This window comes from Legionella donaldsonii, from assembly GCF_900452385.1.
Classification (GTDB): domain Bacteria; phylum Pseudomonadota; class Gammaproteobacteria; order Legionellales; family Legionellaceae; genus Tatlockia; species Tatlockia donaldsonii.
Map to the genome: position 1 here is coordinate 1,232,135 of NZ_UGOA01000001.1, position 18,471 is coordinate 1,250,605.

Sequence of the window (18,471 nt, forward strand, 5' to 3'; positions counted from 1 at the left end):
GGAAACCGCCCTAGTTAATCTTAAAAGGATAGTTGATGAATGAATGAGGATATTCTCAATCAAATCAAAACATTAAGAACTCGTATCAGAGATTATGATTATCACTATTACGTACTCGACGACCCCTTGGTTCCTGATATTGAATACGACCGCTGTTTTAAGGAATTACAGGCACTGGAATCAGAATATCCACACTATGTCAGTGCGGATTCGCCTACACAACGGATCGGTGGTAAACCTGCCGGTGCTTTTGAACCGGTTTTGCACCAGCAACCGATGCGTTCGTTGGGGAACGTTTTTTCTACAGACGAGTTGCAAGCATTTATGAAACGGGTCAGTGATCGTCTGGAGATGGATGAGAAAGCATTGCTCTTTACTTGCGAGCCTAAACTGGATGGCTTGGCTGTCAGTCTCACCTATAAAAATGGGGTATTAGATTGTGCGGCTACACGGGGTGATGGGGCTGTGGGTGAAAACATCACCAATAATATTCGAACGATTGCAGCTGTTCCATTAAAATTATTGACCGAGAATCCCCCTGAGCTGATTGAGATTCGTGGGGAAGTGTATATGCCGAAGGCCGGTTTTGAAGCCTATAACAAAAAAGCACGGGCTCATGGTGAGAAAACCTTTGCTAATCCCAGAAATGCGGCGGCAGGCAGTTTACGCCAATTAAATCCTGCAATTACTGCAAGTAGGCCTTTGGCGATTTACTGTTATGGTATTGGTGGTTATGAGCCGAAAAATTGGTCATTGCCAACTAGCCATTTTGAGCGCTTGCAATGGTTGCAGAGTTTGGGTTTTCGGGTTTCTGCTGAAACTAAAACGGTGCACGGTTTTGCCGGTTGTCTTGCCTTTTATGAATCGATGTTAGAGAGACGAGCATCGTTACCTTATGAAATTGATGGCGTGGTTTACAAGATCGACGATATCGAGTTGCAGGAGGAGTTAGGCTACGTAGCTCGTGCACCACGGTTTGCCTGCGCCCATAAGTTTCCTGCCAGTGAGGAAATGACTCAGATCCATGCCGTTGATTTTCAGGTCGGACGGACTGGGGCATTAACACCCGTTGCACGATTAAATCCTGTGAGTGTAGCGGGTGTTACCGTCAGTAACGCGACCTTACACAACATGGATGAAATCAAACGCAAAGATATTCGTATCGGCGATACGGTGGTTGTCCGCCGTGCGGGTGATGTGATTCCGGAGGTTGTTTCTGTTGTATTGGAAAAACGGCCTGAAGATACACAATTGATCCAGATGCCTACTCATTGCCCGGTTTGTGGTGCAGGCGTTTTCAGAGAAGAAGGAGAGGCAGTCGCCCGTTGCACTGGCGGATTATTCTGTAAGGCGCAACTCCAACAAATGTTATGGCATTTTGCTTCGAGACGAGCGATGGCGATCGATGGCTTGGGTGAAGTTCTTATCGAGCAATTAATCGACCAAGAGATTGTCCGCGATGTCGCTGATTTATATACCCTGGATCTGGATACTTTAGCTAACCTCGAGCGGATGGGTAAAAAATCGGCAGAGAATTTATTGACTGCCATTGAGCAAAGTAAGCAAACAACGTTTGCCCGCTTTCTCTACGCCTTGGGTATTCGGGAGGTTGGGGAAGTGAGCGCGCGCGTATTAGCGACTGAGTTTTCTGATATTGAATCGTTAAAAAATGCCACAGCAGAACAGCTCATGGCACTGCGAGACATTGGGCCTATTGGTGCTTATCATGTGGTGCACTTCTTTGCCCAATCCCATAATGTTGAGGTCATTAATAAGCTCTTGGCTCAAGGCGTGCATTGGCCGAAGGAAGAGCGCAAACAATTGGATGTTAATCATCCTTTCCACGGGAAGACAATGGTACTGACAGGAACATTGACCAGTATGGGGCGTGAAGATGCAAAAGCACGTCTCTTGGCAGTTGGGGCCAAGGTTGCAGGCAGTGTATCGACCAAGACTGATTTTGTAGTCGCAGGTAGTGAAGCCGGTTCGAAACTTGATAAAGCCCAGGCGCTTGGTGTTAAGGTGTTGGATGAGGATGAATTTCTTCGTCAACTTTGATAGAAAGATCGCTCTCCCTCTCCCGCGAAAGAAACTGGATTAAGGTCGATAAATAAGGTTCTTCGCGGGAGAGGGAGTGGCCAAGTCGATGTGAAAACGCTAGCTGCGTACTTGACTAAAGCCTTAGCGGCTCACATCATAAGACCTTTGAATTATCGTATATCAGGATTTGTACTTTGACAGTATTCTGCAGACAAGGGATCGTATTCTTAATACTGTTTAGTACGTTGCTTACCTCCTATGCCGGGTGGGTATTAAACAATCCTTATCCAGAAGACGAGCGTTTGCAGGAAATTTTTTATTCGTCTTTCAACGAGCAACCCAAAACACTGGATCCAGCTAAATCTTATTCCAGCAACGAATACCAATTCACATCGCAAATTTATGAGCCGGTACTGGAATATGATTATTTGCTGCGTCCTTACAAACTGGTGCCTCTAAATGCCACCAGCATGCCGCAAGTGCGGTATTTCGATCGTTCAAACCGGGCGCTTTCCAATCCTGATGACGGAGAGGTTGCTTATTCAAGCTACACCATTCATATCAAGCCAGGTATTTTCTTCCAACCGCATCCGGCTTTGGCGAAGGATGAAAAGGGTAATTACCGTTATCTTCAATTATCGGCTGATTATCTTGATGAGAACGATATCAGCAGTTTATCTGATTTCGAATATACAGGAACGCGAGAGCTTCTTGCCGATGATTATATTTATGAAATCAAGCGGTTGGCCAATCCAGCGGTTAATTCGCCGATCTATGGGTTAATGAGTGAACACATCATTGGTTTTAGGGAGTTTGCCAGTATCTTGCCAATGATGATTAATCCGGATGATTTTGTCGATTTAAGAAAATATGGCATGGCTGGTTTGCGCAAAATTGATGATTACACGTTTGAGATTACCCTCAAGGGGCAGTACCCGCAATTTTTGTTTTGGCTGGCTATGCCTTTTTTTGCTCCAGTCCCCTGGGAAGCGGATCGTTTCTATTCACAACCTGGAATGGATGATAATAATTTAGGGTTTGATTGGTATCCCGTTGGCACAGGCCCTTTCATGCTGAGTGAAAATAATCCGAACAAGCGGATGGTGCTGAGTAAAAATCCTAATTTTCGTGAGGACTATTTTCCTTCCCATGGTGGGCAAGAAGATAGGGATGCGGGTTATTTATCGCATGCCGGTGAGCGCCTGCCTTTAATTGATCAAGCTGTTTTTACCTTGGAAAAGGAATCGATCCCGAGATGGAATAAGTTCATGCAAGGTTATTATGATACGTCGGGAGTGAGTGAGGATAGCTTTGATCAGGCGATTCAAATCAGTTCGACGGGCGAACCAAGGCTCACATCCTCTATGGTTGCGAAGAAAATGACTTTGACCAAAACCACTGATCCAGCCATTTATTATTTGGGTTTTAACATGCTGGATAGTGTGGTCGGGGGAACTAGCGAGCGAGCACGCAAATTACGCTTAGCGATTTCGATTGCCGTCAATTTTGATGAGAATATTGCCATTTTTTATAACGGTCGTGGTAATCCTGCACAAGGTCCAATTCCACCGGGCATTTTTGGTTATAAGGAAGGAAAAGAAGGCATTAATCCTTATGTGTATCGATGGGAAGGAGGCAGAGCAAAACGGCGTAATATTGCTGATGCCAGGGCTTTAATGCGTGAAGCAGGGTATCCAGGTGGACGCAATCCTAAAACGGGTAGAGCGTTAATTTTGCATTATGATGTACCCATCACGGGCGGACCCGATGATAAAGCGCAACTTGATTGGATGCGCAAGCAATTGGCTAAAATTGGCATTGATCTGAATGTACGGGCGACGCAGTATAATCGTTTTCAGGACAAGATGCGGAGTGGCAATGCGCAAATTTTTAGTTGGGGTTGGAACGCTGATTATCCTGATCCGGAAAATTTTTTATTCATGCTTTATACGGCAAATGGTAAGGTGAAACATGGCGGTGAAAACGCCGCTAATTATTCCAATCGTCGCTATGATCGTTTATTTGAATTAATGAAGAATCATCCTAATGATCCGCAACGGCAATTACTCATTGATAAGATGGTTGAGATTGTCAGGCATGATGCACCTTGGGTGTGGGGAATCAATTCGGAAACTTTGATTTTAAGTCAACAGTGGGTTTCAGCCACGAAGCCCAGCACCTTTAGTCGTAATACCCTGAAGTACCTTGCTGTTGATGTGGATTTGCGTAATGCATTACGGGATCGTTGGAACAAGCCGGTGTTTTGGCCCTTGGGTTTGTTATTGTTATTATTTGTTTTAACTTTACTACCCTTGTTGATTGCTTATCGCCGCAAAGAGAAGCAGAGCGCTGTGAGAATCAAATGATGACCTATTATTTATTGCGTCGTATTGTTTATGCCATTCCTATCTTGCTGGGTATTAACGTGATCACTTTCGCCTTATTTTTTATGGTGAATTCACCGGATGATATGGCGCGTATGCAGTTAGGCCAAAAATATGTGAAGCCAGCAGCGATTATGCAGTGGAAAGTGCAACGAGGCTATGATTTGCCTCTTTTTTATAACGCTGAAAAATCAGGACTCAAACAAGTGACAGAGACTCTTTTTTTCCAAAAATCACTGCGCTTGTTTGCTTTTGATTTTGGCATTTCTGATGGCGGCAGAGATATCAGCTATGATATTTCCCATCGCATGTGGCCTAGTTTGGCGATTGCGATTCCTATCTTACTGTTTGGGATGCTGGCTGATATTATTTTTGCGATGTCGATGGCTTTTTTTCGCACAACCTACCTGGATTTAAGTGGTGTTGTTATTTGCATTATCCTCATGTCCATTTCCAGTCTTTTTTATATTATCGGCGGCCAATATATTTTCGGTAAGGTACTGCGATTAGTTCCTATCTCTGGGTATGATGATGGTTTAGATAGTATTAAATTTATTGTTTTGCCAGTACTCGTTGCAGTCTTGGCGGGGGTAGGCGCCGGTTCGCGATGGTACCGCACGTTATTTTTGGAAGAAATGAATAAGGATTATGTGAAAACAGCACGTGCAAAAGGATTATCAGAATCAATCGTCTTGTTTCGTCATGTGCTAAAAAATGCACTTTTACCTATTCTGACGGGTGTTGTTGTGATTATTCCTTCCTTATTTATGGGAAGTTTAGTGCTGGAATCATTTTTTGGCGTGCCAGGATTAGGCAGCTATATTATTGATGCGATTCAGCAACAGGATTTTGCTATTGTCAGGGCTATGGTGTTCTTAGGGTCAATTCTCTACATTGTAGGCTTAATCTTGACTGATATTTCCTACACGCTAGTTGATCCGCGAGTGAGGTTGGGCTGAGATGGAACTCTTATGGACCGATCAGTGTTTTCTTGGCGTGTTAATCATTAGTTTAATAATCACGCTTTTCAGTTTACGTAAAGTGCATACGAGACAGGCCTTTAAGCGCATTTTTAGAAGGCCTCTGGCTGTAAGTGCCGGTATTGTCCTGTGTTTTTTTCTCGCTATTGGTGTTATCGATTCCATTCATTTGCACCAAAACGACTCTGTGCTAGATCGAGTAATGGCACCGTTGGGAGACAGTTTTGAAAAGACCTATTCAGCCCCGTTAGCACTAAATTTATACAGTGTGGAAACAATTTTGGTTGGCGATAAAGTAGAGCAGGTCTATCCTCGTTTAAAATACCCACCTGCCCAGATAAAAAATGAGGCCGATAAATTCTGGCGAATTAAACAACTATTCGGGAAGGCATTGGCATGGAGTGTTAGCCTGACTCTAGTACTTTGGTTGCTTATGATTACAGCTAAGAGGGTTACCAATAAGCGCTGGCACTTTACCCCCAAAAAAGCCGGTTTGGCTGCTCTAGTGACCTTTTTCTTATGTGTTATGGTTTTACTCTATAGTTATTGGCTGTCGCGGGAATTGCATCTTTTAGGTACTGGAAAAATCGGGCAGGATATTTTTTATTACACGGTAAAAAGTATTCGTACCGGTCTTATCATCGGTATTCTGACAACCTTGTTTATGTTGCCTCTGGCTTTAATACTCGGCATAGCAGCAGGTTACTTTGGTGGCATCGTTGACGATCTTATTCAATATCTTTATACCACACTTAGTTCAATTCCTGGTGTATTGCTGATTACTGCGTCGGTATTATCGATGCAGACCTATATTGCCAATCACCCGCAACAATTTTCCACCCTGAGTAAAAATGCCGATGCGCGTTTATTTGCGTTGTGTCTGATTTTGGGAGTAACCAGCTGGACCAGTTTATGCCGCTTGCTTCGTGCTGAAGCCTTAAAGCTTAGAGAAGTGGATTACGTGATGGCTGCCCGTGCTTTGGGGAGTAGTTCTTTGACTATACTGCGTAAACATTTACTGCCCAATGTCATGCACATTGTATTAATTACCCTGGTGTTGGATTTTAGTTTTTTGGTGCTTGCTGAAGCGGTACTTTCTTATGTCGGTGTTGGGGTTTCACCAATGACTATCAGCTGGGGCAACATGATCAACGGTGCCCGGTTAGAGTTGGCAAGGGAGCCCCTTGTTTGGTGGCCCATGATCTCAGCGTTCGCTTTTATGTTTACCCTCGTTTTAGCGTCTAACCTTTTTGCTGATGCACTACGAGATGCGTTTGATCCGCATCAAGCAAGAGCTTAGAGTTTCTAGAAGTGTCTGTCCGGTTTTGTTTAAAGTTCGCACTTCTGTCAAAACCGGAAGCGCTCGTTTTTTCAATCGGTCAGATTAAGTAGAAACTAATTCCTGTTTAGGCAAGCTATACCGAGTTTATTGGCCAGTTGTTATATTGCTTTTAAACTCGGCAGGGGCTTTCTTTCCAAGCACAAAAATTAATGGTTTTTCTTCTTGGCATTATTGTCGCCTAATAGCCACTCCACAGTGACTGCCAGTTCATCAGCAATAGTTTGAATAGATTTGGATTCAAAAACGACGCCATGCAATAGTGCTTCAATTTTAAATTTGGGTAATTTAAATAGTTTGGAGCATGCCTGAACTCGCTCAGTCATTAAACTGGGAACGCCAATTGCATCTAATTCACCCATCAAACGCTCAGATAATAATTTGTTAGACATGATAGTCTCCTCTTGATTTACTTTTAGTGTAAAACACGTAAGCTTAAGAATTGATTAAGTTAAAATCTGGAGGAGTTAGCTATTATTAGCTTATAAGTGATTGGTGTTTTGTATTTTGTATAAGCTCATTGAGGTGAGAGTTAAGAATGGATAATGGATTTTCCCCAAAAACAAAAGGTGGCTACCCGAAATGGGCTAATATTTTTATTGGCGTATGGTTTTTTACTTGGCTATCCAGTTATGCCTATGCAGATATTCGCGTGGGAACTGTTAAATTTGATCCGCCCTATGTTCTTTCCCTCGACCAGGGTTTTGAAATTCAATTGATAAAACTCATTTGTCAACGAATGAATCAGCAATGCACTTTGATACAAATGCCTTATTACCAACTGTTTGAGGAGTTACTGAAGGGGTCTATAGACATAGGTATTGACAGTATTCCTTTTTACCTCTCCTCCTCGGGTGGCGATCCCTATATTTATTCTTACCCTTATTTACTTAGTAAGGGACAATTTGTCGTTTTAAGAAGTAGCAAAATTAATGCTATCAAGGATATACCGCAGGGATCCACCGTTGGACTAGTTAAAGAGAGTGGGGAACCTGGTCGCGGATTATTTTATCGCTTTTTCGTTGCCAAATACGGTAACACATTTCAGGTTAAACTTTTTGACGATATAGAATCGCTCATCAGTGATTTGTCTAGCGGAAATGTTACTGCGGTATTTTTGGATAATAACGAAGCGAATTACTGGGAACTTAATGGCGGGGATCAGTTTGATGCGCTTGAAACCCCTATGAAAGTTGCTGATGGAATTGGCATTGTTGCTTTGCCCCAAAACCAAGCGTTAATAAACAGTATTAACCAACAATTAATCAACATAGAAAGTGGAAGTGCTTACATTAATTTGTATAACACCTATTTCCATATGGGGGATTAATCGATCATAAATAACAGTCATTGTGCAAAATGTTATTTATTACAGCGTCATGTGTTTTGTTCCAAAGATGCGACAGCCTGTGAAAACGTGATCTACCATTTTTTGGTGTTTTCATGCTTGCTCTACCTGGTTGTCTTCGGTAGAGTGCAGTCATCATTTTGGGGATAGGTCTTTCTTATGCAACCGCGATTCGTTCATTTACGCGTCCATACAGAGTTTTCGATGGTTGATGGTTTAGTACGCATTAAACCATTGATGAAAACCCTTGTTGAAAAAGGGATGAATGCAGTTGCTGTTACCGATTTTTGTAATCTCTTTGCTGCTGTTAAAGTATTTAAAGCAGCGATTGAACGGGGAGTCAAGCCTATTATTGGTGGCGATTTGCCTTGTCATGATCCGGAAAATCCTGAGCAACTGTCGTCTCTCGTTCTCTTGTGTCAAAATGAAACTGGTTACCGCAATCTAACCCGTTTGGTGTCGAAAGCGTATCAAGAAGGGCAATACCAGGGACAACCACGCGTTCATCACGATTGGATAGCCGCGTATTCCGAAGGGTTGATTGCGTTATCAGGTGGCCGTAAGGGCTCCATCGGTAAAGCCTTGTTGGCAGGTGATGAGCCAGGTGCTTATGATCTGGCCAAATCGTTTGCAGCAGTCTTTCCCAATCGTTTTTATTTGGAAATACAGCGGACCGATCGCACCGATGAGTCAGAGTATAATGAGCGTATTGTTGCTTTGGCCGAGGAGCTGCATTTACCTCTGGTTGCTACAAATGATGTGTGTTTTATCGCAAAAGATGATTTTGAGGCGCACGAGGCGCGTGTTTGTATCCACGAAGGATTGAGTCTTGCTGATCCCAGACGTAATCAACAATATAGTGCAGCACAATATTTACGCTCAGCAGACGAAATGGTTGAGTTGTTTAAAGATTTACCACAGGCGATAGAAAATACCGTCGAAATCAGTAAACGTTGTACCTTAAAACTTGATTTAGGCAACAATTATTTACCTAATTTTCCCATTCCTGACGGCTCAACGGTTGAAGAGTACTTATCCCAATTATCAAAACAGGGTTTGGAGGAACGCCTTGCCCTGATTTTTCGTAATCAACCACCAGACCTCATTCAGAGCGCCCGTTTGCCCTATGACAGGCGGTTGCAAATCGAGCTTGATGTCATCAATGCGATGGGTTTCCCCGGATATTTCTTGATTGTGGCTGACTTTATCCAGTGGGCAAAACAAAATGGCGTACCTGTAGGGCCAGGCAGAGGTTCGGGAGCTGGTTCCTTAGTAGCGTATGCGCTAAAAATTACCGATCTCGATCCCTTGCAGTATGAACTACTCTTTGAGCGTTTTCTAAATCCAGAGCGTGTATCGATGCCGGATTTCGATATTGATTTTTGCATGGAAGGGCGCGATAGGGTTATTGATTATGTTGCTGAGAAATATGGTCGGCAAAGTGTGTCGCAAATCATTACCTTCGGTACAATGGCTGCCAAGGCAGTTGTGCGTGATGTAGGCCGTGTATTGGGGCATCCCTATGGTTTTGTCGATAAACTTGCCAAATTAATTCCCTTTGAAATTGGGATGACGTTAAGCAAGGCTCTCGAGGATGAAGAGGAGTTACGGCGCCGTTATCAGGATGAGGAAGAGGTCAAAGAGTTGTTTGATTTGGCCCTAAAACTGGAGGGTATTACTCGTAACGCCGGTAAACATGCGGGCGGTGTGGTAATCGCACCGTCGAAGCTAACCGACTTTACCGCTATTTATTGTGAACAAAACTCCACTCAGATAGTCAGTCAATTTGACAAAGATGATGTCGAAGCAGCCGGGCTGGTAAAATTCGACTTTTTGGGTTTACGAACCCTGACCATCATTGATTGGGCACTTGCCATCGTTAATAAGCAGAAGCGAGAGCAAGGGGAATCAGCTATTGATATCAGTATGATTCCAACCGATGATGAGAAGACCTTTGATCTTTTGAAAGCCTGTCAAACCACGGCCGTATTCCAGCTGGAATCCCGTGGTATGAAAGAATTAATCCATCGCCTGCAGCCGGACTGTTTTGAAGATATTATTGCGTTGGTCGCACTTTTTCGCCCTGGGCCTTTGCAGTCAGGGATGGTGGATGATTTTATTGATCGAAAACATGGCAGAGCAAAAGTCGAGTACCCTCATCCTGATCTGGAACCTATTTTAAAGCCTACGTATGGTGTCATTCTTTATCAGGAACAGGTGATGCAAATTGCCCAGGTATTAGCCAATTATACCTTGGGTGCTGCAGATTTACTCCGTCGTGCTATGGGCAAGAAAAAACCAGAAGAAATGGCACAACAACGAACCATTTTTACTGAAGGAGCTACAGCGCGTGGCGTTAGCGAGCAAACCGCTACCTATATTTTTGACTTAATGGAAAAATTTGCCGGTTATGGTTTTAACAAATCACATTCAGCCGCCTATGCCTTGGTTGCTTACCAAACTGCCTGGCTGAAAGCACATTATCCCGCAGCCTTTATGGCGGCGGTTATGTCATCTGATATGGATAATACCGATAAGGTAGTGACCTTTATTGATGAGTGTGGACAAATGAAGCTCAATGTTTTACCTCCTGGTATTAATACATCAAGCTATCAATTTACTGTCGCTGATAATCAGACCATTCTGTATGGACTAGGTGCTATCAAAGGGGTCGGGGAAGCTGCAATTAATTGTATTGTTGACGAACGAAAAGCGGCTGGCTCTTATCCAGGATTATTTAGTTTTTGCCAACGGTTGGATTTACGCAAAGTCAACCGCCGTGTTCTGGAAGCCCTGATTAAAGCGGGGGCCATGGATGAGTGGCATGTTGATCGTGCGGTTCTCTATGCATCCCTTGAAAAAGCGTTAAAGGTAGCAGATAAGACCCACCAAAACCAAAACAGCGGTCAGACTGATTTATTCGCTTTATTAGAAGATGTAAGTAATCAGGAAGATTATGTTGCCTGTAAACCCTGGCCTGAAATGCAACGCTTAAATGGCGAAAAAGAAACACTGGGCCTTTATTTATCGGGGCATCCAGCACAGCAATATTGCCAGGAATTTAAAGGATTTATCAGTTTGATCGCACGACTCAATCCGGCAGCAAGCAAAAAGGCTATGCTATGTGGATTGGTCACTGCAATCAGACGAGTGATGACTAAGCGAGGTAAAAAGCTAACAATTATTGGTTTGGAGGATTCTACTGCCAAATTGGACGTTGTTGTTTTTTCCGAAGTGTATGAAGCCTTACAAACGGATGTCCAAACTGGACAGATGATCGTTGTTGAGGGTGAAATCGCTACTGATGATTATAGTGGTGGCGTCAAAATGACAGCGAATCAATTATATACGATAGAGGAAGCCCGTACGCGTTTTGCTAAATGCCTCCTATTATCCATGACCGCTGCCGACGGAGATAGACTTCCAGCCTTGCAATCCATTTTAAAGGCTAACCAGGGAGGTTGTGTGGTACAAATTCGTTATTCCAACACCAATGCCAACGCTACCTTGACTATGGGTACAAAGTGGTGCGTTAAACCGAGTGATGAACTAGTCCTTCTACTAGCTGATTTATTGGGCCCCGATAAAGTGCAAGTAACCTATTAGCAAGCATCGGTTGAACGCGTCCCCCAACAGGGTGGTTATAGGGGACGTACCTAGGCTTAATCAAATTTTTCTTCTTTAAGTAAATGAAGGAATTCGGTGACTGTTTCCTGGTTAGCTTTTTGGTAGATGCCGCGCCGGCTGATAAATCCTCCGGTTAATTCTTTGAGTTTGAGGGTCATCTCCGTCCCTTTGACACAAACCGCTATGCCATTGATTACAATTGCACCATCAATAGTAAAGTTTTTTTGCCGAGCGAGTAACAACATCGGCAAACCGCCTGCCAACAGAACTACTTCTACCCCTTTTGCAATCATCGGTCTAATTTGTTCAGTAAACGCATGAAGCAGTTTTTGATAAACAGACGAATTGGTAAAAGCTTGTTCAAAATCTTGCACTTTTGCCTCGACAGCGCTAACAGCAGTAATTCGTTGTTGCAATCCATAATAGTTAATTTGGTTTTCATGCCAGGGAATGAAAACAGGATTGATGGTGACAAGGCCTATTTTATGTCCCAAGCTGCAAGCATGCAGCATAGTGGACTCACCTAAGCCAATCACAGGAATATCTACGCAGGCTTTTATCTCGTTAATGCCGGGTTCTTGAAAATGACCAATAACAAAAGCATCGTAACCTTGTTTTTCGGCTTGCACAGCATTACGAATAGTTTGCATGGCACAGCGAAACTCGGTAAGTGGATGCAGGTTTTTATCTGCAGGGGTTAAGCCATGTACTTCAAACTGAAACTCTTTGTCCGCATACTGATTCAATTGATCTTGTAGATGCTTTAAATAATTTGCTTGCTCAGTGGGGGCAACAAAGCTTTGATACCAAATCCGTTTACGAGTAGTCAAGATAAGATCCTCCATGAACTGATAGTGTAAGCAAACAGGTTAAGCCTTTACTGGAGAGCATACGTCTCGATTCCACCAACCGCCACCTAGTGCCTGAAATAAAGCAGCAGTATCTATAAAACGATTCGCCTGATTTTGTGCAAGCGTAATCAGAGCCTGTTGGTAATTTTGTTGGGCATTTAATACAAATAGATGATCAACTGCTCCAGCTTCCCATTGTTGCTGAGCGATGGCAAGGCTCTTTCGAGCCGCTTGGGTTGCATTGGCTGCTGTCTTTAGACTGATTGCATCAAATTGAATTGCCTTGAGGGTATCGGCAACGTCCTGAAAAGAGGCAAGCACGACACTGCGGTATTGCTCCACAGCTTGTTGATAAGCGGCAATTGCTGCGCGTTTTTTATGTAACAAAGCGCCCGCATCAAAGACCGGCTGGGTCAAATTGAGGCCGATATCCCAAAATTTGGTTAATGAGCTAAATAAGGTTCCCAATTCAATCGCAGAGCTACCAGCATCAGCGGTTATCAAAATATTAGGCAGTTGATTGGCAATGGCAACACCAATTTGTGCACTGGCAGCGTGTATTTGCGCTTCAGCGGCGCGGATATCAGGGCGTTGTTCAATCAGACGTGCCGGTATTCCAAGGGGAAGTTTTTCTGGGAGAGTCAGTGAGCTTAGCTCAAATTTCTGCGCAAATTCTTCGCTGGGAAAATGACCACAGAGAACAGAAAGTAAATGACGTTGCTGGGCAAGTTGTTTTTGCAATGGGGGTAAAACGGTTTGTGCCTGTGCAAGTGCTGCTTGTTGTGCCGCAACTGCAACGGCACCAATTTGGCCTACGCTTTGTTGCTTTAGCATCATGTCCAGTTGTTTTTGTGCAATAGCAATACTTCGTTGGGTTGCTTTGATTTGTTCCCTGATAGACGCTTCTTGGATAACTGCCATCACCACATTGGAAGTCAGAGTCAGGTAAATAGCTTCCTGCTGAAAAAGAGCCGTCTCAGCCTGTGCTTGCAAGGATTCAACTTGCCGCATATTGGCACCAAAGACGTCAGGAACATAAGACACTGTAAGTTGAGGGGTTGTTAAACTGTAAACATAGGCATTTGATGCAACGATACTGGATAGGGTGTGTGCAGTTAGATGACGAGTTGGATTTAAATTGGCAGAAACGTAGGGCAATAAAGTAGCACGTTGAGCCATTGCATTTTCTTGGGCTACACGCAACGCAGCTGCTGCAGCTTTTAGATCGGGATTAGTCTGCAAGGCGGATGCTATCAAATCGTTGAGCGGCTGAGAGTGAAATAGTTTCCACCACTGTGCTGGTATGTCCAAGTTATTAACCAGGTATTGCTTATTTCCTCCTGTAGTTTTTACAGAAATGGTGGAAGCCGGTAATGGTTGAGCGGTGTACTGTTTTATTTTTGGTGGGGGTGGGCGATGAAAATCAGGGCCCATAACACAACTATTTAACATACTGGTTGCTATAAGTGCCGAGAGGAGATGATAGCCTGCATGGCGATACTTTAGTCCCCACGTATTTCTCATGGTTCTTTCCTGTTTGTACGGATTTCTTTTTTAATCTTCCCTGCTATCATGCGCTCTTCAATAAAATAATACAGCGCGGGTAAAAGAAGGAGTGTGAGTGCTGTCGCGGATACCAAGCCACCAACAATCACTGTTGCTAAAGGACGTTGGACATCAGAGCCCAAGCCATGGGTTGTGGCAGCGGGGATCATTCCAATTGCCGCAACGGTGGCGGTCATTAAAACAGGTCGTAATCGCTCCTTGGCACCGTGAATAACTGCTTCTTTCAAGCTGCCCTTATGTTCTTTTTGCCAGCGATTGAGATTGGAAATCATAATGATGGCATTGAGTACAGCGACTCCAAACAGGGCTATGAAGCCGACGGCACTGGATACGTTCAAAGTCATTCCGCGTAGAATGAGGGCAACTAAACCACCAAACATTGCCAGAGGTACTGCGAGAAGGATTAGACCGGGTTGGCGTAAATTACCAAATTGAGAAAATAATAAAACCAACATTAACCCCATCAGCATAGGAATAATGACAGCAAGCCTTGCTTGCGCTCGCTGTTGGTTTTCTAATTGCCCACCCCAAGTAATTTCATAGTCAGTATGATCATAGTGAATGTTACGAGCAAGCAGCTTTTTTGCTTCGTTGGTAAAGGATACCAAGTCACGCCCCCGCAGGTTTAAACGTACGGTTAGTTGGCGTCGACCCATTTCGCGCGTGATAGTCGTTTGACCTTCTACAAATCTGATTTTAGCGAGCTGTCCTAATGCAACTTGCGCTCCATTAGCTGTGCTCAGCAACATATTGCCAATTGCTTGCGGATTATTGCGGGCGGTTTCATTGAATCTTACTGCGACATCATAACTGCGATCTTCAATGTAAATTCGGGTAACTGGACTGCCGCCAATACCGGTTTGAATAAGTGCCATGATATCAGCGATGTCGATTCCTAAACGGGCAATCGCAGCTCTATCAACATCAATGCGAAGCTCTGTCATCGGCGGCTCTTGATCAATAATGACATCTTGGGCGCCAGGAACAGTTTTTAATAGCTGCACAATCGATGTAGCAAGATGTCGGACGCCACGAAAATTATTACCGTATACTTTAACAACCAAGTCACTATGAGCACCCGCTACTTTATCTAATACACCGTCAATCATTGGTTGTGAAAAGGCAACCTGAATTCCGGCTAATTGTGCATACCTGCTTTGGAGATGTTTGATCAACTCTTGTTTGCTCCATCCGGATTTCCAGGTATTGTAAGGATGCAGGGTAATGGCGCATTCGATATGTGAAGGTGTAAAAGGATCGGTACCTTCATCGTTACGTCCGACTTGAGTAACAATATGATCAACTTCTTTGAATTCCATGGTAGCTGCCCGTAATTCGGCAGCCATCTGTGCTGCTTTATCCAGCGAAATACCGGGAGGAAGAGTGACCTGTAACCAGATAGAACCCTCATCAAGATAAGGCAGAAAATCTCTTCCAATAGACATTCCCAGAAGGGTAACCACCAGGAAAGTAGAGAGAAATAACCCCACAACTAGTTTATTCTTACCAATCAAGCGCGCTAATAATGATTCATAGCGCGGCATTATCCATAAGAGAAAGCGATTTTTATAGATGTGAATAGGATTGTGATAAGACCAATAAGCAAGGCCGGGAATTAGTGTTAAGGCGACTAATAAGGCACCAATCAAGGCAAAGCCCACTGCAAAGGCCATGGGTGAAAATAATTTATATTCAATTTGCTGGAAGGCAAAGAGAACGGAATAAGCAGTGATGATAACGAGAATACCAAAGAAAATGGGTTGGGTGACTTGCAAGGTTGATTGCAGAATATCGTCTTCAGTTAATATTGCCTTTTCATCTTCTTCACGGCGGCGCAAAATATTTTCCATTACGACGATCCCACCATCAACAATGATCCCGAAGTCGATTGCCCCCAGTGATAACAGGTTGGCAGGAATGTCGAAATTATACATACAGATAAAAGCGATTAATAAAGAGAGTGGGATGGTTAGAGCTACAATCGCAGCTGCTCTTACACTCCCTAGAAAAAACAGTAGAACAAGGGCAACCATTGTCATGCCGTCAAATAAGGTTTTACCAACCGTATGAACAGTCGCATGGACCAGATCGCTGCGATCAATATAGGGAACAATTTTCACTCCCTTGGGCAAGATGTGTTTATTGAGGGCATCGACGGTCTTATGTACACCGTCCATAACTTGTGAAGGGTTTTCTTTTTTAAGCATTTGGGTTATCCCTTCGATAACATCACCTTGCTCATCTTTGCCAACAATGCCGTGACGCTCCTTACTACCTAGCTTCACTTCACCAATATCTTTAATGAACACTGGAATATTGTTGTATTGAGTTATTTGAATATTCGCAAAATCGTTGAGGTTGTGAATTAAACCCACACCACGGACAACAATACCTTGCTCCCCTCGTTTCATAATACTGCCACCAGCACTGGCATTGTTTGCATTAATCGCCTGGGTAATTTGTCCCAGCGAAAGTTTATATTTGGCCAATTTTATCGGATCAAACTCCAGTAGAAACTGAGTGGTCAGGCCCCCAAAATTAGCCACCTCAACAACACCCGGCACTTGTTTAAGCTTGGGAATGACTTTCCAGAACTGTAATTCGGATAATTCAGCCAAGGTATGTGTCTGTGACTGCAGGGTATAGCGATAGATTTCACCAATAGGAGAGGTTAAGGCATCTAAACCTGGTTGGGCACCATAAGGCAGCGCGACATCGTTAATTCGTTCGAGTAGACGCTGCCGGGACCAATAATTGGGTGCACCATCGCGAAAGATGACCGTAATCAAGGATAAACCGAAGGTGCTGCGCGAACGCATGACACTCATACCGGGCGTACCTATAATCTCTCGTTCCAGTGGAATAGTTATTTGTTGCTCAACTTCTTCTGCTGCAAGTCCATTCACCTGAGTAATCACCTGTGAGGTAGTGGGGGCTATATCAGGGTAGGCCTCCAAAGGGATTTGCTTCCAGCAATAAAAACCATAGAAAGCGACAAAGATAAAAACAAGAACAACAATTCCGCGGCGTTTAAAGCACTGAGTGACTAAATTTTCAATCATTCAATATGATTCCCCCAGTTACTACCACTCGCTCATTAACATGCAAACCCGAAACAATCTCGATGTGTTCGTCAAGCTGGGCACCGGTTTTGACGATTCTTGTCTCAAATTGCCACGGCGCGGTTTCAATAAAAACAATACTGTCAAATCCTCGTTGAATAACTGCTGTCAGCGGTAAGACGATACTTTCATGGGGATTACCGTAGAAGATTGCTTTGGCAAACATATTGGGCTTTAGTCGTCCGTCTTGATTGTCGTGAATCATTTGAATATTGACCGTACGCGTATTGGGGTTCACGACGGCGCCAATGTGATGAACGACGCATTGTATAGGTTGGCGATAAGCATCCAATACTATTTTGACTTTTTGACCAGGATAAATGTTACTGATATCTTTTTCCTGAGCATTCGCGGTAATGTATACCTTCGATAAATCAGCTACGGTCATGATTGGCTGGGTTGTATCATTCCAATAGCCTCCTATCGCAGCATTTAATTCGATAACATGCCCGGAAAGCGGAGAGCGAACAACCAGGACATGCTTGTCGTCATTGCCAGTATTTTCTACACGTAATTCAATTAATCGGGCTTTGGCCCGTGCAAGTTCACTGACTGCTTGCTCATAATTATTCTGCGCCTCTTCTGTATCATGGCGAGCGGCGATATTGGAGACAGTCAGTTTTTCCTGGCGTTTGAGATTCTGTGTTGCAAATACCCATGCAGCCTTCGCTTTATCGACATCACTCAATGCTTGAGCCAGCTCAGCGGAATCAATGGTAAACAAGATTTCACCTGTTTTGACTGAATCACCAAGGCGTTTATTAAGAGTACTGATTCGTCCTAAAAGGGGGGGTAGCACCTTAACCAATGTGGCTGGATCGGCCTCAACCATCGCTGGAATAGTAAAAGGATCTTCTATGGTTTGTTTGGTAGTCGTTTGAATAGTAATTAATTTTCGTAGTGGTGATTTTTCAGGAATAATCAGGCGGCGTCCCTGGTGCACTAAAGGAATAACGACCTCAGGCGGCTTGGAGAAGTGTTTTGCACAACTCACAATCAGCCAGGGAATAAGTATCATAATAGCGAAACCTGCCAAGATCCAAAAAATGCGTTTGGAGACAAGTAATTTCCAATTCAAAGCAATTATCCTTTTACTTTGATACTGGATTAAGAATCCAGCACGTTTTGATTACAGACAATATTAAAACTTATTCATTTATAAATGATTTTTATCAATACATTACTCGTTTCTTTTGAGGTGAGCAAACTAATTT

11 protein-coding genes are annotated in these 18,471 nt (G+C 43.6%); 6 read left to right on the top strand and 5 right to left on the bottom strand.

Annotation, left to right across the window (positions count from 1 at the left end):
- Window positions 1–39 precede the first annotated feature (39 nt).
- The 4 genes from ligA (at window position 40) to DYC89_RS05800 (ending at window position 6,704) form a co-directional block, all read left to right on the top strand.
- A complete protein-coding gene (ligA, locus tag DYC89_RS05785; RefSeq protein WP_115220913.1) occupies window positions 40–2,058 on the top strand; it encodes an NAD-dependent DNA ligase LigA in 2,019 nt (672 codons plus the stop codon).
- Window positions 2,059–2,258: 200 nt separating this feature from the next.
- On the top strand, window positions 2,259–4,406 hold the full coding sequence (locus DYC89_RS05790; protein WP_181879446.1) for an ABC transporter substrate-binding protein: 2,148 nt from the start codon (window positions 2,259–2,261) through the stop codon (window positions 4,404–4,406).
- A complete protein-coding gene (locus tag DYC89_RS05795) occupies window positions 4,406–5,383 on the top strand; it encodes an ABC transporter permease (protein ID WP_115222671.1) in 978 nt (325 codons plus the stop codon). The genes DYC89_RS05790 and DYC89_RS05795 overlap by 1 nt, the downstream gene beginning before the upstream one ends.
- A gap of 1 nt (window position 5,384) precedes the next feature.
- A complete protein-coding gene (locus tag DYC89_RS05800) occupies window positions 5,385–6,704 on the top strand; it encodes an ABC transporter permease (protein WP_115220914.1) in 1,320 nt (439 codons plus the stop codon).
- Window positions 6,705–6,892: 188 nt separating this feature from the next.
- Here DYC89_RS05800 and DYC89_RS05805 read toward each other — a convergent pair whose 3' ends face one another.
- Window positions 6,893–7,135 carry a hypothetical protein gene (locus DYC89_RS05805; protein ID WP_115220915.1) on the bottom strand — a complete coding sequence of 81 codons (243 nt, stop codon included), beginning with the start codon at window positions 7,133–7,135 and terminating at the stop codon, window positions 6,893–6,895.
- 146 nt (window positions 7,136–7,281) lie between these two features.
- Here DYC89_RS05805 and DYC89_RS05810 point away from each other — a divergent pair, with 146 nt between their 5' ends.
- Window positions 7,282–8,073 (top strand): transporter substrate-binding domain-containing protein, encoded by a 792-nt coding sequence (locus DYC89_RS05810; RefSeq protein ID WP_115220916.1) that lies wholly within the window; start codon window positions 7,282–7,284, stop codon window positions 8,071–8,073.
- Between the two features lie 177 nt (window positions 8,074–8,250).
- Window positions 8,251–11,697 carry a DNA polymerase III subunit alpha gene (dnaE, locus tag DYC89_RS05815; protein WP_115220917.1) on the top strand — a complete coding sequence of 1,149 codons (3,447 nt, stop codon included), beginning with the start codon at window positions 8,251–8,253 and terminating at the stop codon, window positions 11,695–11,697.
- 56 nt (window positions 11,698–11,753) lie between these two features.
- On the opposite strand, the gene DYC89_RS05820 is transcribed toward dnaE, so the two are convergent.
- Genes DYC89_RS05820 through DYC89_RS05835 form a run of 4 tightly spaced genes read right to left on the bottom strand, consistent with a single transcriptional unit; the run spans window position 11,754 to window position 18,335 of the window.
- On the bottom strand, window positions 11,754–12,548 hold the full coding sequence (locus tag DYC89_RS05820) for an aspartate/glutamate racemase family protein (protein WP_147285481.1): 795 nt from the start codon (window positions 12,546–12,548) through the stop codon (window positions 11,754–11,756).
- 39 nt (window positions 12,549–12,587) lie between these two features.
- Window positions 12,588–14,093 (bottom strand): efflux transporter outer membrane subunit, encoded by a 1,506-nt coding sequence (locus DYC89_RS05825; RefSeq protein WP_115220919.1) that lies wholly within the window; start codon window positions 14,091–14,093, stop codon window positions 12,588–12,590.
- Entirely contained in the window at window positions 14,090–17,197 is a 3,108-nt protein-coding gene (locus DYC89_RS05830) for an efflux RND transporter permease subunit (RefSeq protein WP_115220920.1), read from the bottom strand. The genes DYC89_RS05825 and DYC89_RS05830 overlap by 4 nt, the downstream gene beginning before the upstream one ends.
- Complete coding sequence (locus DYC89_RS05835; RefSeq protein WP_115220921.1) at window positions 17,190–18,335, bottom strand: efflux RND transporter periplasmic adaptor subunit; 1,146 nt, start codon at window positions 18,333–18,335, stop codon at window positions 17,190–17,192. The genes DYC89_RS05830 and DYC89_RS05835 overlap by 8 nt, the downstream gene beginning before the upstream one ends.
- Window positions 18,336–18,471 lie beyond the last annotated feature (136 nt).

What these genes read in the sequence shown, in the direction of transcription:
- ligA (WP_115220913.1), top strand. Translation starts at nt 40, where the DNA reads ATGAATGAGGATATTCTCAATCAAATCAAAACATTAAGAACTCGTATC.
- DYC89_RS05795 (WP_115222671.1), top strand. Translation starts at nt 4,406, where the DNA reads ATGACCTATTATTTATTGCGTCGTATTGTTTATGCCATTCCTATCTTG.
- DYC89_RS05800 (WP_115220914.1), top strand. Translation starts at nt 5,385, where the DNA reads ATGGAACTCTTATGGACCGATCAGTGTTTTCTTGGCGTGTTAATCATT.
- DYC89_RS05805 (WP_115220915.1), bottom strand. Translation starts at nt 7,135, where the DNA reads ATGTCTAACAAATTATTATCTGAGCGTTTGATGGGTGAATTAGATGCA.
- DYC89_RS05810 (WP_115220916.1), top strand. Translation starts at nt 7,282, where the DNA reads ATGGATAATGGATTTTCCCCAAAAACAAAAGGTGGCTACCCGAAATGG.
- dnaE (WP_115220917.1), top strand. Translation starts at nt 8,251, where the DNA reads ATGCAACCGCGATTCGTTCATTTACGCGTCCATACAGAGTTTTCGATG.
- DYC89_RS05825 (WP_115220919.1), bottom strand. Translation starts at nt 14,093, where the DNA reads ATGAGAAATACGTGGGGACTAAAGTATCGCCATGCAGGCTATCATCTC.
- DYC89_RS05830 (WP_115220920.1), bottom strand. Translation starts at nt 17,197, where the DNA reads ATGATTGAAAATTTAGTCACTCAGTGCTTTAAACGCCGCGGAATTGTT.